Below are 14542 nucleotides of genomic sequence, written 5' to 3'. Positions count from 1 at the left end.
TGCCGAACTCAGAAGTGAAACGCCGTAGCGCCGATGGTAGTGTGGGGTCTCCCCATGTGAGAGTAGGGAACTGCCAGGCATTAAATTAAGTAGTAAGCCGGTGCATAAATCCGGTGGTTACAAGCAGTCTTCGGTGGAGCGGTAGTTCAGTCGGTTAGAATACCTGCCTGTCACGCAGGGGGTCGCGGGTTCGAGTCCCGTCCGTTCCGCCACTTATTAAAAGCCCTGAGTTAACGCTCAGGGCTTTCTTCATATCTGACGATTAATTATTGCGAAATTAGCAAAAATCCTCTGCGTTTTACGATCTTTTTCTCTATAACACCGCCAGCGATAATCGTCCTCAGTTAACGAACATAACGATTGAGGAATATTATGACTCTCCCTGCATTCGGTCTTGGCACTTTCCGCCTGAAAGACGACGTTGTTATCGCATCAGTGAAAACCGCTCTTGAGCTTGGCTATCGCGCAGTTGATACAGCACAGATCTATGAAAACGAAGCTGCCGTTGGACAGGCTCTTGAAGAGAGCGGTGTACCGCGTAATGAACTGTTCATCACCACCAAAATCTGGATTGAGAATCTCAGCAAAGACAAGCTGATCCCAAGCCTGAAAGAGAGCCTGAAGAAACTGCGTACTGACTACGTGGATCTGACGCTGGTCCACTGGCCATCTCCGAACGATGCCATCTCCGTAGAAGAATTCATGCAGGCGCTGCTGGAAGCGAAAAAGCAGGGCTTAACGCGTGAAATTGGGATCTCCAACTTCACGATCCCGCTGATGGAAAAAGCCATTGCCGCAGTTGGCGCAGAAAATATTGCGACAAACCAGATCGAGCTGTCTCCATACCTGCAAAACCGCAAAGTCGTGGACTGGGCAAAACAGCACGGGATCCACATCACCTCTTACATGACGCTGGCCTACGGTAAGGCGCTGAAAGACGAGGTAATTATCCGTATCGCTGAGAAGCATAACGCCACTGCTGCGCAGGTTATTCTGGCATGGGCAATGGGTGAAGGCTATGCCGTGATCCCATCATCAACCAAGCGCGAAAACCTGGCCAGCAACCTGCTAGCGCTGGATCTTCATCTGGATGACGATGATAAAAAAGCGATCGCAGCACTGGAGTGCAACGACCGCCTGGTGAGCCCGGAAGGTTTAGCCCCTGACTGGGATTAATAAGACCCTCCCTCTGTAACCTGAACCCTCACACAGCTCCTCCGGGAGCTGTTTTTATATGCTCGCTCAGGAAGTCGATAAAGGCGCGTATGCGGGTGCTTACCGCTCTGTCGCTGTAATACACCGCGCTGAAAGGCATCTCTACCGGCAAACGTTTATCGGCCATTAGCTCTACCAGTTCACCCCGCGCTATCTCTTTATCAATCATATAGTCTGACAAGCAGGCGATCCCATTCCCTTCCAGGCAAAGCTGCTTCAGCGTTTCTCCGCTGTTAGACGATAACCCGCAGGTAATTTCATGAAGCTGGCCATCATGACAGGCAACAGGCCAGGTGTTCAGCGACACCGGCTCCGTAAAGCCCAGGCACAGATGCTGCTTCAGTTCTTCAACCGTCTCCGGTTTACCATGTTCTGCAATATACTGTGGCGACGCGATAATTTTACGGTAGCTGGCAAACAGCGGGCGGGCCCGCAGGCTGGAATCCGTCAGGGTTCCCGCCCGAATAGCCACATCCACTTTCCGCTCGATGAGGTTAATAAACGTCTCGGACGAGACCAGAGAGAGCGTCATCTCCGGATAGCGTTCACGGAAAGGTTTGATTAACGGCATCAGAAAATGAAGCACAACCGGCGTGGCAGCATCAATGCGCAGCAACCCGCGCGGCGTGCTGCGGGTTTCCATAATCTCCGTCTCCGCTGCGGCCATCTCCTGCAGCACCGACTGCACGCGGCGGAAATAACGTTCCCCTTCTTCCGTCAGGCTGAGCTGCCGCGTCGTTCGGTTGAGCAGACTCACCCCAAGCTTCATCTCCAGCTTTTTCACCGAACGGCTAATGGCCGAGTTAGCCTGTCCCAGCTGCTCGGCTGCGCGGCTAAAGCTGCCGCTTTCGACGACGGCGACAAAGATTGTCAGCTCTTCAGACGTTGCTTTCATTGTTGCACCACCTGCAAAATTCTATTGATATTTTGACCATTTTTGTTATTTAAGCACTGGCGCATACTGCCTGTCATCTTAATCCTGATGATACGGAGTATTTTATGCCACTGGCGCTACTTGCCCTGACGATCAGTGCCTTTGCAATTGGCACGACCGAATTTGTTATCGTGGGACTGGTTCCCACCATCGCTAACCAGCTTGCCATCTCGCTGCCCTCAGCCGGGTTACTGGTGTCTATCTACGCCCTGGGCGTTGCCGTCGGCGCGCCGGTGCTGACGGCCCTGACCGGACGTTTTCCGCGTAAGCAGCTGTTAGTCGCGCTGATGGTGCTGTTTACCGCCGGGAACGTTCTGGCCTGGCAGGCACCGGACTACACAACGCTGGTGATTGCCCGCCTGCTGACCGGTCTGGCACACGGCGTGTTCTTCTCGATTGGTTCCACCATTGCAACCAGCCTGGTCCCCAAAGAGAAAGCGGCTTCAGCGATCGCGATCATGTTCGGTGGGTTGACCGTCGCACTGGTCACAGGCGTACCGTTGGGAACGTTTATCGGACAGCATTTCGGCTGGCGTGAAACGTTCCTGGCCGTCTCCTTACTGGGCGTTATCGCTCTGGTGACTAGCCTGCTGCTGGTACCATCGAATATCCCGGGCCGGGCGAGCGCCAGCCTGCGCGATCAGCTGAAAGTGCTTACTCATCCGCGTTTGCTTATCATCTATGCGGTTACGGCTCTGGGCTATGGCGGCGTATTCACTGCCTTCACCTTCCTGGCACCGATGATGCAGGACCTGGCGGGCTTCTCCCCGAATGCCGTGAGCTGGATTTTGCTGGGATACGGTATTTCTGTGGCCATTGGCAATATCTGGGGCGGTAAGCTTGCGGATAAGCATGGTGCGGTACCGGCGCTGAAATTTATCTTCGCCGCCCTGGTGGTTCTGCTGATAATTTTCCAGTTCACGGCTTCAATGCAATACGCCGCGCTGGTCACGGTACTGGTGATGGGGATCTTCGCCTTCGGTAATGTGCCAGGGCTTCAGGTTTACGTTGTCCAGAAAGCCGAGCTCTATACGCCGAATGCGGTGGATGTGGCATCCGGTCTGAATATTGCCGCTTTTAATATTGGTATCGCGCTGGGCTCCATTATTGGCGGACAAACCGTCGAACACTTCGGATTAACCCAGACCCCATGGATTGGCGCGGTGATTGTCCTGGTCGCCTTCCTGCTGATTGGCCTGAGTGGACGCCTCGATAAGCCAGCCCGCGTAGCGCTGGGATAACATCAGTAAGTGCTTGCTTACAAAACTGGAAAGCGGTTTCTCAGAAATTGCGTTGAAAGTGTGACCTAAAGTCCCTATAACATTAGAACCAGCCCGTTTTCAGGGCTGGTTCATGTTACAGGGGCTGTTTCCAAAAGTGCGAAAAAATACCTATGCCATGCGTTATGTTGCCGGAATGCCCGCGGAGAGGATCTTACCTCCGGGGTCGTTTGCGAGCATAAGCCAGGCATTACCCGCCGGCTCACCGTTAAGCAGCGATGATAAAATCCGGGTTCTGGTCTGGAATATCTTCAAGCAGCAGCGCGCGGAGTGGTTATCGGTACTCAAAAATTTTGGAAAAGATGCCCACCTGGTTCTGCTCCAGGAGGCGCAAACTACCCCTGAACTGGTACGGTTTGCCACCACGAATTACCTTGCTGCCGACCAGGTGCCGGCATTTGTTCTGCCGCAGCATCCCTCTGGCGTAATGACGCTTTCTGCTGCCCATCCGGTCTACTGTTGCCCGCTCCGCGAGCGCGAACCTATCCTGCGTCTGGCGAAATCAGCGCTGGTGACGGTCTATCCTCTGCCGGATACCCGTATGCTGATGGTCGTCAATATCCACGCGGTAAACTTTAGCCTCGGCGTGGATGTGTATAGTAAGCAGTTACTTCCTATTGGCGATCAGATTGCGCATCACAGCGGGCCCATCATCATGGCAGGCGATTTTAATGCCTGGAGCCGTCCGCGCATGAATGCGCTGTATCGCTTTGCGCGCGAAATGTCGCTGCGTGAAGTTCGCTTCAGTGATGACCAGCGTAAAAAAGCTTTTGGTCGTCCTCTCGACTTTGTCTTCTATCGCGGTTTGAGCGTGCACGACGCCTCTGTACTGGTGACGCGCGCTTCGGATCACAACCCTCTACTCGTTGAATTCAGTCCCGGCAAACCTGATAAATAATGGTGTGTCAGGTCTGCCGTGGGGCAGGCCGCGCGGGTGCTGCCCTTTTATTTTTAACCAACAAAGGACAGTACGATGACAACAACACACTCCCATCATGACAACGTAGAAAAACAGTTTGGTTCTCAGGCAAGTGCTTATCTGAGCAGCGCCGTGCATGCTTCAGGTCGCGATCTGGTGCGTCTCGGTGAACGTCTGGCGGCATTCCCGCAGGCGCACGTGCTGGACCTGGGATGTGGGGCAGGGCACGCCAGCTTTACGGCTGCGCAGCAGGTAGCCCACGTTATCGCATATGATTTATCGAGCCAGATGCTGGACGTCGTTGCTGAGGCGGCGAAAGCGAAAGGGCTGAACAATATTGATACGCGGCAGGGCTATGCGGAGTCTTTACCGTTTGATGACGCGTCGTTTGATGTCGCGATCAGCCGGTATTCCGCACACCACTGGCATGACGTCGGCCAGGCATTGCGCGAAGTCAGACGTGTTCTGAAGCCGGGGGGCACCTTCATCATTATGGACGTGATGTCTCCCGGACATCCGGTGCGTAATATCTGGCTGCAAACGGTCGAAGCGCTGCGCGACACCTCGCACGTGCAAAACTACGCCAGCGGAGAGTGGTTATCGTTTATCACTGAAGCCGGGCTGATAGCGCGTTCGTTAATAACAGACCGTTTACCGCTGGAGTTCAGCTCCTGGATAGCCCGTATGCGTACCCCGGAGGCGTTAAGCCAGGCAATTAGGCTTTACCAGGAGAGTGCGTCCGCAGAGGTGAAGGCGTACTTTGAACTGCAGGCGGATGGCTCATTTACCAGCGATACCATCATGGCGGAAGCGCAAAAAGCGGGATAAACAAAAAAGGCACCGAGGGGAATCGGTGCCTTTTTATCTTTCGATCGTGTTATCAGGAGTCTGGCGTGGCGCTGTTCTTTACAAACAGCGTCAGCTGGTCGCCCGGTTTCAGATTGTCAGTATCATTATTCCAGCGCATCACATCTTTGATGTTCACGCCGTGTCGTTTTGCGATACTGGACAGTGAATCGCCTTTGCGCACGCGATAGGTGATGCTATCGCTGTTGCTGGCGAGACGCTGTGCGCTGCTACCTGCACCCACGGTCAGTGTCTGACCCACCTTCAGCCCAGAGCTGCGCAGATTATTCCACTGCTGCAGATCTTTCGCCGTCACGCCAAGACGTGAGGCAATGCCTGAAAGGGTATCCCCTGAACGCACCTTATAGCTGCGGCTGCTAACGGATGAAGCATCGGCGATCAGCGTTGACTGAACGGCGGCAATTTCACCCGATGCTAAAGACTCACGTAACTGCGCCGCATGTTTCTGCGGAACCATCACATACTGCGGGCCGCTTGCCCCCAGCGTCGAGCCTTTGACGCCTGCATTAAAGGTTTTCAATTTACTTACCGACATACCCGTCATATCAGCAACTTGTTGAATATCAACCGGATTGCTGAGGCGCACGCGCGCCAGTGCACGACTTTCGTCTGGTGTTGGCAGTTGTACACCGTAACGCTTGCTGTTCTTGAGAATATCGCTCAAGGCCAGCATCTTCGGTACGTAAATCTTCGTTTCCTGTGGCAGTGAGAGCGACCAAAAATCGGTGGATTTACCCCGTGCTTTATTCGCTTTCATTGCCTTCAGTACACGACCTTCGCCACTGTTATACGCTGCGACCGTTAACAGCCAGTCGCCGTCAAACATCTTGTTCAGACGTTGCATCATATCGAGAGCGGCTGTCGTTGAAGCGACAACATCGCGACGCGCATCATAGTTGCGGGTCTGTTTCAGACCATAGTTTCGCCCGGTGCTCGGAATGATCTGCCAAATGCCTGCGGCATTGGCGCCAGACGTCGCGTGTGGGTCAAAAGCGCTCTCCACTATGGGTAGGAGTACCAGCTCCATAGGCATGTTACGTTTTTTAACTTGCCCGGCTATCCAGTACATATACGGCTCTGCCCGTAACGTTACATCGTGGAGATAGCTCTTATTTCTTAAATACTTCTGTTTCTGTTCGCGAATCCGGCTGTTTTCCGGAATTCCCATCTTTAGCTCGTCGCCAATAGAGGTCCACAAGTCTTGCTCCTGCGCGAAAGATGTCCCATCGTCCATCCAGCGCGCCGAACTTGTAAACTTCCCTGCTTCCCCTTGACCAGCTGCAGAAAGGCTCTGTGCGTGCTGTTGTACGTTGCTGCCGTTCTGCGACTGGCAACCTACAAGCAGGACAGAGGCGAGTAATATCGCTTTTGCCTTCATGTGTGTGTCAATAGTTGCTTAAAAGACGAGCGATGATAACGGCGAAATTTTGAAAAGGCAACCCGCATTTATCTGAAGTTATCTTTCTTTGACCTTAACCATGCAAATCGCTGTTCAGGTTGTTGCAAATTTGTTTCTTGGTTAATTTTATTAATTAAATCAATATCATCTGTTCGTAAAAATAAATTAATCTGGCGCTCATTTTTCAGAATTACGGGCAGTGTATTTTGGTTTTTTGCACGTAACTCCTTCACTTTGTGATAATAATCCTGAATCGCCCGATCCTCAGGTAAGAGGCTTGCAGCAAACTTCATATTTCCTAATGTATACTCATGGGCGCAACAAATAAGGGTGTCATCCGGTAACGCACTTATCTTTTGTAAAGACTGATACATCTGTTCCGGCGTGCCTTCAAACAGTCTTCCGCAGCCGCCAGAGAACAAAGTGTCGCCACAAAAAAGATAAGGTTTGCTGTAGAAACACAGATGTCCCAAAGTGTGACCCGGTGTAGCAAATACGGAAAACTCCCACTCGTGGATGAGGATATTTTCGCCTTCTTCGACTACTTGCGTCGTTCCCTTATTTTGTGTCTCAGCCGGTCCGTACACCACAAGATGCGGAAATTGGGCGCGCAGTTCCTGCACGCCGCCAGTATGATCGTTATGATGATGCGTCAACAGAATGGCGTCAGGCTGCCAGCCGTTATCATTTATGGCGCGCAGTACAGGGGCGGATTCGCCGGGATCGACAATGACGCATCGACGATCGTCATCGACCAAAACCCAGATGTAATTGTCCTCAAAAGCGGGAATACTGATAAGATTCATACATTACCTCTTATAGCGTGGCGGGTGTTTTGATGAAACCGGCAAGGATACCTCAGACTGTCGCAGCACCGGAACGTTGGGCGGAATTGCCCTGGGGTGAATACTATCGCGAAGCACTGGAGCAGCAGCTGAAGCCCTGGCTCGCGAAAATGTATGGCTTTCACCTGCTTAAGATTGGCAATCTCAGCGCGGAAATCAATACCGAAAGCTGCGCTATCTCACATCAGGTTAACGTCTCTCTCGGCGGATCGCCGGTTCAGGTGAAGGCAGACCCGTTGCATCTGCCATTTGCAGAGAAATCCGTTGATGCATGCCTTCTTGCACACGCGTTGCCCTGGTGCAGCGATCCTCACCGTATGCTGCGTGAAGCCGATCGCGTTCTGATTGATGACGGCTGGCTGATCCTCAGCGGATTCAATCCGCTGAGCCTGATGGGGCTGCGCAAGCTGGTACCCGTGCTGCGCCGAACGCCACCCTATAACAGCCGAATGTTCACCATGATGCGCCAGCTCGACTGGCTTTCACTGCTGAACTTTGAAGTGCTCTGCTACGGCGGTTTTCAGGTACTGCCGTGGGCGCGGAAGGGGGGAGTGTTGTTAAGCACGCATTTGCCCGCCTTAGGCTGCATGCAGTTTATCGTCGCGCGTAAGCGAACCATCCCCCTTACGCTTAACCCGATGAAGCAGAGCAAATCGAAAACGCCTATCCGGCAGACCGTTGGCGCAACGCGGCAGTACAGAAAGCCCTGATCAGGATTCAGGCTGGTAGCCTGCATCCTCATGGGCCGGGTTTAAAGCCGCCGCGCGCGCCAGTTCGTCGCAGCGTTCGTTCTCAGGGTGACCAGCATGCCCTTTTACCCATTCCCATTTTATTTGGTGCTGACCTAATGCCGCATCCAGCCGCTTCCAGAGATCGACATTTTTAACCGGCTTTTTATCCGCAGTTTTCCAGCCGCGTTTTTTCCAGTTGTGGATCCACTGGGTGATACCCTGGCGCACGTACTGGCTATCGGTACTGAGCACCACGTCGCAGTGTTCTTTTAAGGCTTCCAGCGCCACAATGGCCGCCATCAACTCCATACGGTTGTTGGTGGTCAGGAAATAGCCTTCGCTAAAAGTTTTTTCATGCTGGCGATAGCGCATAATCGCGCCGTAGCCGCCGGGCCCTGGGTTGCCGAGACAAGATCCATCGGTGAAAATTTCTACCTGTTTACGCATCTCTGGTAGACTTCCTGTATTTGAAACGTTCAGTTAAACGATAAGTCTGACATAAATGACCGCTATGAGCACTGCAATTACTCGCCAGATTGTCCTCGATACCGAAACCACCGGTATGAACCAGATCGGCGCGCACTACGAAGGGCATAAGATCATTGAGATCGGTGCCGTTGAAGTGGTGAACCGTCGTCTCACGGGGAACAACTTCCACGTGTATCTCAAACCCGATCGGCTGGTGGATCCAGAGGCGTTCGGCGTTCACGGTATTGCCGATGAGTTCTTGCTGGATAAACCGACCTTTGGAGAGGTGGCAGACGAGTTTCTGGAGTACATCAAAGGCGCCGAACTCATCATCCATAACGCCTCGTTCGATATCGGCTTTATGGACTATGAGTTTAGTAAGCTCCATCGCGATATTCCGAAAACAAACACCTTTTGCAAAGTGACCGATAGCCTGGCGCTGGCGAGGAAGATGTTTCCCGGCAAGCGTAACAGCCTCGATGCGCTCTGTTCACGTTACGAAATAGACAACACCAAGCGAACGCTGCACGGGGCATTGCTCGATGCCCAGATCCTGGCCGACGTCTATTTGGCAATGACCGGCGGACAGACGTCGATGAAGTTCAGCATGGAAAATGAGTCACAGCAGACGCAGGGCGAAGCGGGCATTCAGCGCGTTGTCCGTCAGGCAAGCCGCTTGCGGGTTGTTTTAGCCAGTGATGAAGAGCTACTTAACCATGAATCCCGTCTCGACCTGGTGCAGAAGAAGGGCGGAAGCTGTATGTGGCGCGCCTGAAAAAACGCCACAATGCCTGTAAAATCATCGGTTGGGTGAATTTTGCAGCAAACGATTCAAAACGTGAGAAAAAGCGTTGACGAGATCGGAGGCACACCGTAATATGCGCCTCGTTCCCCAAGCGGGAACAGTGGAGCGGTAGTTCAGTCGGTTAGAATACCTGCCTGTCACGCAGGGGGTCGCGGGTTCGAGTCCCGTCCGTTCCGCCACTATTCAGGCCCACGTTATTTATAACGTGGGCCTTTTTCATATCTGTACTTTTTCGTCTGCGCGTTCGATCTTCGCGACTTTCCTTTGCGAGGCGCGAGAGCAGAGGGCAATGCCAAACAGAATCAGTACCGTGCTGACCAGATGATACGAATGCAACGTAACGTGCAGGAACATCACGCTGAACAGACCGCCGCTCAGCGGAATAAGGTGGGAATAAATCTCCCCGCGGGTTGCACCGATAGCCGCAATGCCTTTATTCCACAGCAGGTAAGAGAGCCAGGAAGGAAAGACCACCAGGTATATCAGCCCGCTTAAAAAGCCCGGTGCGGTATAGGCCGTCCACTCAGGTAAGCCGGTCTTTATCAACGATATCGCCAGTACCGGTAACAACACCAGGGCACCGAGGACCGCGCTCACGGCCACAAAGGCATTCCCACCGACGCTTTTCGGCTTCATCCGCAAGAAAGCACAATAAACGGCCCAGCTGGCGGCAGAGCCCATGGTCCAGATATCGCCGCGATTCAGATTTTTAAGCGTATCCAGATGCAGCAGATCGCCCTGCATGACCAGCCAGACGACGCCCAATGAACTGAGAACAACGCCAGCAATATTCTGTACTGATATTTTCTCTTTAAAGACCAGCTTATTTATCAATAAAACCAGGGCAGGCGTTGTAGATAAATAAATAGCTGCATTAAGAGATGAAGTATATTGCAGACCGATATACAGCGTGAGTGGGAACATAACCTGTCCGCACAGCGCAAGAAATATGATCGTACCTTTCGCCTTTTTCATCATCGGCCACTGGGCGCGAATCTGTCTGATATAAAGCATCGATAAAAGAAGAGCCGTAATTATCCAGCGTGCGGCGGATAATATAATCGGGTCTGCATGCGCCACCAGTAAATGACCGACGACATAATTACCCCCCCAAAAACAGGCCGCGAGACTGAGTAAAAAATAGGGCATAAAGGCTCCTGATAATAAACATTTTGTCTGCCTTTAGAGTACTGCCGGTGCAGAATTAAATGCTAATATAATATTTTCATCTCACGGTATTGGCTGAAACTATGAAGTTTACTCTCAGGCAACTTGAGTTCTACATTGCGTTAGCGGAAACATTACAAATTTCCAAAGCGGCCAGCCGTTGTCATATATCGCAATCTTCCATGACGGTCTCGATGCGCAACCTGGAGGAGGCGGTGAATGCCCCTCTCTTTATCCGGCATGCAAAAGGGATCCAGTTAACTCCCGTCGGCGAGCGATTTCTCAATCATGCCCGCAAGATCCTCCACGATAGCCGCGCGGCGGTGGAGGATCTTCATCAGCAGCCTGAGGCGATTAACGGCGTCGTGCGCATCGGCATTGCCGAAACCCTTTCCGCTTATCTGCTGCCCAATCTCTGGGGCGATATCGCGCAGCGTTTTCCGCTGCTGGAGACGGCATTTCATGAGGCGCCCGCATCGCAGCTGCTTCAGGCCTTGCGTCAGGGAGATCTCGATTTTTGTCTTTTGCTGACCTCCAATATCAGCCACGATAGTACGCTTGAGGTCGAAACGTGGATCCGTTCGCCGCGCCGGTTATGGACCGCCATCGGCCATCCTCTTCTCAGCGTGCCGGAGCTTCGGTTAAAGGATGTGGAAAAGGTGCCATTTCTGTTGCTGGTGACGGACGATTATCCCGATGTGATATCCGACTACTGGCAAAGCAGGGGCTGCCATCCTGACATTCATTTTCGCACCAACTCCTTTGAGGCGATTCGAAGTCTGGTCGCGCAGGGAAAGGGGGTGACGATTTTATCCGATCTGGTCTATCGCCCGTGGGCGCTCGGCGGTCAGCGCGTGATCCGGCGCACCATTGACGACTGCATTACCTATATGGATGTGGGCATCGTCAAAAACGTCGGGCAGCCGCTTTCGCCGGCCTGTTTGCGGTTGATGGATTTTTTACGACAGCAAACGGCACGCCTGGGCGAAGCGCGCTGAACTGCGTCCCTGAGATTTCCGTTATCCGCCAGATATTTCCTGATTTCCCTGAGGGCCTTCTTGCCCGCAGGTCGTGTATTCCGCTGCTGGGGATGAAGACAATAAGCGCCTTGCTTATTTTCTTTACCGAAACGGAATTGTGCTATGTCTGGTATCACCGCGAGCGGTTTTCGTTCCCTGCTCGCCTCCCGTCCACTCTTGTTGGTTCTCTGCTGTGCCACCGCTTTGCCGGCATACGCTGAAGAGTCGATGACCGTTGAGGGGTATTATCGCGATCCCGCGTCATTTATCGCTCCGGCTCATACTCCAGCACAACAATTGCCTGCCAGCGACGGTGCGGGCGCGCTAAAAAACATCCCGGGTTTTTCCGTACTGCGCAGCGGCGGGAGTAACGGCGATCCGGTGTTGCGCGGGATGTTCGGTTCCCGGCTGACGTTGCTTGCAGACGGCGTCAGCACACAGGGGGGCTGCGGCTCGCGCATGGATACCCCAACGGCCTATATCACTCCGCAAAGTTACGACACGATAACCGTCATCAAAGGCCCACAAAGCGTGCTCTGGGGGCCAATGGGGTCCGCCGGAACATTGCTTTTTGAACGCCAGCCGGACTATTTCAGCGTACCTGAGCTAAAAGGCAGCGCTGAGCTGCTGCGGGGCGCTAACGGACGCGCGGATCAAAACCTTAATCTCGCGTTTGGCGACCCGCGTGGCTACGTCCGCCTGGACGGTAATCATTCGGAGGCGGATGACTACCGGGATGGTCATGGCAACCGTGTGCCGGGCCTGTGGCGCAGATGGAACAGCGGCGTCACGGTTGGGCTCACGCCTGATGAGGACACGCTGGCGGAGCTAAGCGTGGGAGCCAGCGACGGTAAAGCCCGCTATGCGGGTCGGATGATGGATGGTAGCCGTTTTGCCCGTAAAAGCGCGGCGCTAAAACTGGAGAAATATCACCTGAGCGAGCACGTCAGCAAACTTAGCTGGCAGCTCTATGCCAATGATACTGACCACATCATGGATAACTACAGCCTGCGTCAGCCCGTTGGACCGAAGCGTAAGTCTGAAGTTGGCGGCGTGGTGATGGGCAGCCGCCTTGCCGGCGTGTGGGAAGATGAAACCACCACGCTTACCGCCGGCGCGGACGTAATGCGTAAAAGTCACCGTAAAAAAAGCGCGGGATCGTGGCGTGACGATGCCCGTTTTACCCAGGCGGGTCTGTTTAGCGAATGGCGCCAGTCCGTTACGGCGGACGACACGGTCATCGTGGGTGCGAGACTGGATAGCATTCGCGCGGACGATCGGCGCAGCGCGCAAAATAGCTCCCGGCACGACCTCCTGCCCGGCGCGTTCACGCGCTATGAGTATCGCGTACCTGACGCACCCGTCATGCTTTATAGCGGCATCGGTTATACCGAACGTTTTCCTGATTACTGGGAGCTATTTTCCGGCAAGGCTGGAGAACAAAGCTTTCGTCAGCTGAAAACAGAAAAGACCCTGCAATGGGATAGCGGCGTGCAGTTACACGGCGACAAGGTTAGCGCCTGGGCATCGGCCTATGTCGGGCGAACTACCGATTACATTTTGTTTGATTATAGCCGCACGCCGTCGCAGGCCAGCAACATCAATGCCGCCGTAATGGGCGCGGAGACGGGCGCAAGCTGGAGCCTGACGCCCAACTGGGCACTGACGGGAAGCCTGAGCTACGCCTGGGGCGAGAATCGTAGCGATAAACAGCCGCTGCCGCAGATGCCGCCGCTCGAAGGGCGGCTGGCGCTGGACTATACCGGGCAACAGTGGCGCACCGGATTACTGTGGCGTGTGGTTGCGCCGCAGCATCGCGTGGCGCAAAACAAAGGTAACGTCACCGGCCAGGATCTCGGCCCGAGCGCGGGGTTTGGTGTGCTTTCGTGGAGCGCGGGCTACACATTTAACGACCATTTTGAGTCCCGCGTGGGTATTGAGAATCTGTTCAATAAATACTACAGCGAGCACCTCAACCTGGCGGGCGCCAGCCAGTTCGGATACGCCGCAAATCAGCAAATCCCTGAACCGGGGCGCGTCTGGTGGCTGGCTATGACATACCATTTCTGATCCTGAGCGTCATTGCTGAGAGCGACCGTTGAGGCGTACGTTTGCCTCTACCGCCTGTTTACAGGCGGTTTTTTTATGTCAGATAGCAATATCGAACATTTGTGTTTTCGCCAGCAGGCAATAGAGCTGACAGTCGCTGTTTACCCCCAGTTTTTCCATCGCGCGCAGTTTATGGGCGCTGACGGTTTTATTACTCAAATGCAGCTGTCTGGCGATCTCTGTCAGACTCATCCCTTTGCAGAGCATACGCAACACATCAATTTCACGGGGCGAGAGCTCTTGCTCCGTTTGTGCGCCGGTCTGGAACAGGGAATGCATCAGCTCGCGCTCAATATAGACTTCCCCATTGATCACTGACGTCAGCGTTCTGTTCAGGGTTTTCTCACAGGTGTCCCGACTAATATAGGCTTTGGCGCCTGCCTCCAGCGACATGCGGATAAGCTGCGTGTTTTTGTAGGGCGAAAGCACAATGATTTTAAGCTGCGGATATTTACGGCTGAGCCATTTAATCAGTAATACGCCGTCCATTCCGTTGAGCGGGTTAACGGTTTGGCTGGTGGCAAGAGAAAAGCCAAGGAACAGAATGTCGACAGGCTGTTGGGATAGCAGTGAAAGCAGCTCAGATGGCGTTGCGGTATCGCCCTGAATGCAAAACTCCGGGCGGGGTGAGCCGTCGCTGAAAAGAGAGGGCATATTGGTGATCATGGATAAGACGCCACGACGGATAATGGTGTGCTCATCGGCAATAGCGATACGGACTTTCATGGTTTCTCCTTCGAAAATGTGGGCGACGGTAGGGATAACGCCGCCGGATGACCAGAAA

Annotated in this window: 14 protein-coding genes and 2 tRNA genes; 10 read left to right on the top strand and 6 right to left on the bottom strand. The window is 53.6% G+C overall.

Going from position 1 to position 14542, the window contains the following annotated elements:
- Positions 1 to 135: 135 nt before the first annotated feature.
- Both IM291_RS06245 and dkgB read left to right on the top strand, forming a co-directional pair.
- Positions 136 to 212: transfer RNA gene (locus IM291_RS06245), tRNA-Asp, on the top strand.
- A gap of 160 nt (positions 213 to 372) precedes the next feature.
- On the top strand, positions 373 to 1176 hold the full coding sequence (gene dkgB / locus IM291_RS06240) for a 2,5-didehydrogluconate reductase DkgB (RefSeq protein WP_192986376.1): 804 nt from the start codon (positions 373 to 375) through the stop codon (positions 1174 to 1176).
- Between the two features lie 28 nt (positions 1177 to 1204).
- Here the strand turns inward: dkgB and yafC are convergent, their stop codons facing one another.
- Positions 1205 to 2110, bottom strand: coding sequence for a DNA-binding transcriptional regulator YafC (gene yafC, locus IM291_RS06235; protein WP_028015603.1), 906 nt, complete (start codon positions 2108 to 2110; stop codon positions 1205 to 1207).
- 104 nt (positions 2111 to 2214) lie between these two features.
- Between yafC and IM291_RS06230 the strand changes: the two genes are divergently transcribed.
- From IM291_RS06230 to IM291_RS06220, 3 genes are all read left to right on the top strand, one after another.
- Entirely contained in the window at positions 2215 to 3390 is a 1176-nt protein-coding gene (locus IM291_RS06230) for an MFS transporter (RefSeq protein ID WP_126327425.1), read from the top strand.
- Between the two features lie 136 nt (positions 3391 to 3526).
- Positions 3527 to 4327: an endonuclease/exonuclease/phosphatase family protein gene (locus IM291_RS06225; RefSeq protein WP_192986383.1), complete on the top strand. Its 801-nt coding sequence runs from the start codon at positions 3527 to 3529 to the stop codon at positions 4325 to 4327.
- Between the two features lie 75 nt (positions 4328 to 4402).
- Complete coding sequence (locus IM291_RS06220; protein ID WP_192986375.1) at positions 4403 to 5176, top strand: class I SAM-dependent methyltransferase; 774 nt, start codon at positions 4403 to 4405, stop codon at positions 5174 to 5176.
- Positions 5177 to 5228: 52 nt separating this feature from the next.
- Here IM291_RS06220 and mltD read toward each other — a convergent pair whose 3' ends face one another.
- Together mltD and gloB are read right to left on the bottom strand one after the other, a co-directional pair.
- Positions 5229 to 6593 (bottom strand): murein transglycosylase D, encoded by a 1365-nt coding sequence (gene mltD, locus IM291_RS06215; protein ID WP_028015607.1) that lies wholly within the window; start codon positions 6591 to 6593, stop codon positions 5229 to 5231.
- Between the two features lie 68 nt (positions 6594 to 6661).
- Positions 6662 to 7420, bottom strand: coding sequence for a hydroxyacylglutathione hydrolase (gene gloB / locus IM291_RS06210; RefSeq protein WP_059357725.1), 759 nt, complete (start codon positions 7418 to 7420; stop codon positions 6662 to 6664).
- A gap of 32 nt (positions 7421 to 7452) precedes the next feature.
- Between gloB and IM291_RS06205 the strand changes: the two genes are divergently transcribed.
- A complete protein-coding gene (locus tag IM291_RS06205) occupies positions 7453 to 8169 on the top strand; it encodes a class I SAM-dependent methyltransferase (protein WP_028015609.1) in 717 nt (238 codons plus the stop codon).
- Here IM291_RS06205 and rnhA read toward each other — a convergent pair whose 3' ends face one another.
- Positions 8170 to 8637, bottom strand: coding sequence for a ribonuclease HI (gene rnhA / locus IM291_RS06200; RefSeq protein ID WP_028015610.1), 468 nt, complete (start codon positions 8635 to 8637; stop codon positions 8170 to 8172).
- Between the two features lie 64 nt (positions 8638 to 8701).
- Here rnhA and dnaQ point away from each other — a divergent pair, with 64 nt between their 5' ends.
- Both dnaQ and IM291_RS06190 read left to right on the top strand, forming a co-directional pair.
- Entirely contained in the window at positions 8702 to 9433 is a 732-nt protein-coding gene (dnaQ, locus tag IM291_RS06195) for a DNA polymerase III subunit epsilon (RefSeq protein ID WP_028015611.1), read from the top strand.
- A 132-nt stretch (positions 9434 to 9565) separates the two neighbouring features.
- Positions 9566 to 9642: transfer RNA gene (locus IM291_RS06190), tRNA-Asp, on the top strand.
- A 37-nt stretch (positions 9643 to 9679) separates the two neighbouring features.
- Here IM291_RS06190 and IM291_RS06185 read toward each other — a convergent pair.
- A complete protein-coding gene (locus tag IM291_RS06185) occupies positions 9680 to 10612 on the bottom strand; it encodes a DMT family transporter (protein ID WP_192986374.1) in 933 nt (310 codons plus the stop codon).
- 101 nt (positions 10613 to 10713) lie between these two features.
- On the opposite strand from IM291_RS06185, the gene IM291_RS06180 reads away from it, so the two are divergent.
- Positions 10714 to 11628, top strand: coding sequence for a LysR family transcriptional regulator (locus tag IM291_RS06180; RefSeq protein ID WP_049137422.1), 915 nt, complete (start codon positions 10714 to 10716; stop codon positions 11626 to 11628).
- Between the two features lie 144 nt (positions 11629 to 11772).
- On the top strand, positions 11773 to 13719 hold the full coding sequence (locus IM291_RS06175; RefSeq protein WP_192986373.1) for a TonB-dependent copper receptor: 1947 nt from the start codon (positions 11773 to 11775) through the stop codon (positions 13717 to 13719).
- A gap of 78 nt (positions 13720 to 13797) precedes the next feature.
- Here IM291_RS06175 and IM291_RS06170 read toward each other — a convergent pair whose 3' ends face one another.
- Entirely contained in the window at positions 13798 to 14484 is a 687-nt protein-coding gene (locus IM291_RS06170) for a response regulator transcription factor (RefSeq protein ID WP_048998760.1), read from the bottom strand.
- Positions 14485 to 14542: the final 58 nt, after the last annotated feature.

Source organism: Enterobacter cloacae complex sp. P27C, from assembly GCF_014895705.1.
Classification (GTDB): domain Bacteria; phylum Pseudomonadota; class Gammaproteobacteria; order Enterobacterales; family Enterobacteriaceae; genus Enterobacter; species Enterobacter bugandensis.
The sequence above is the reverse complement of the archived record's forward strand: the minus strand, read 5'-3'. Positions and strand labels throughout refer to the sequence as shown.

Excerpts from the sequence above, each read along its gene's own strand:
- dkgB (WP_192986376.1), top strand. The coding sequence starts at position 373 with ATGACTCTCCCTGCATTCGGTCTTGGCACTTTCCGCCTGAAAGACGAC.
- yafC (WP_028015603.1), bottom strand. The coding sequence starts at position 2,110 with ATGAAAGCAACGTCTGAAGAGCTGACAATCTTTGTCGCCGTCGTCGAA.
- IM291_RS06230 (WP_126327425.1), top strand. The coding sequence starts at position 2,215 with ATGCCACTGGCGCTACTTGCCCTGACGATCAGTGCCTTTGCAATTGGC.
- IM291_RS06220 (WP_192986375.1), top strand. The coding sequence starts at position 4,403 with ATGACAACAACACACTCCCATCATGACAACGTAGAAAAACAGTTTGGT.
- mltD (WP_028015607.1), bottom strand. The coding sequence starts at position 6,593 with ATGAAGGCAAAAGCGATATTACTCGCCTCTGTCCTGCTTGTAGGTTGC.
- gloB (WP_059357725.1), bottom strand. The coding sequence starts at position 7,420 with ATGAATCTTATCAGTATTCCCGCTTTTGAGGACAATTACATCTGGGTT.
- IM291_RS06205 (WP_028015609.1), top strand. The coding sequence starts at position 7,453 with ATGAAACCGGCAAGGATACCTCAGACTGTCGCAGCACCGGAACGTTGG.
- rnhA (WP_028015610.1), bottom strand. The coding sequence starts at position 8,637 with ATGCGTAAACAGGTAGAAATTTTCACCGATGGATCTTGTCTCGGCAAC.
- dnaQ (WP_028015611.1), top strand. The coding sequence starts at position 8,702 with ATGAGCACTGCAATTACTCGCCAGATTGTCCTCGATACCGAAACCACC.
- IM291_RS06185 (WP_192986374.1), bottom strand. The coding sequence starts at position 10,612 with ATGCCCTATTTTTTACTCAGTCTCGCGGCCTGTTTTTGGGGGGGTAAT.
- IM291_RS06180 (WP_049137422.1), top strand. The coding sequence starts at position 10,714 with ATGAAGTTTACTCTCAGGCAACTTGAGTTCTACATTGCGTTAGCGGAA.
- IM291_RS06175 (WP_192986373.1), top strand. The coding sequence starts at position 11,773 with ATGTCTGGTATCACCGCGAGCGGTTTTCGTTCCCTGCTCGCCTCCCGT.
- IM291_RS06170 (WP_048998760.1), bottom strand. The coding sequence starts at position 14,484 with ATGAAAGTCCGTATCGCTATTGCCGATGAGCACACCATTATCCGTCGT.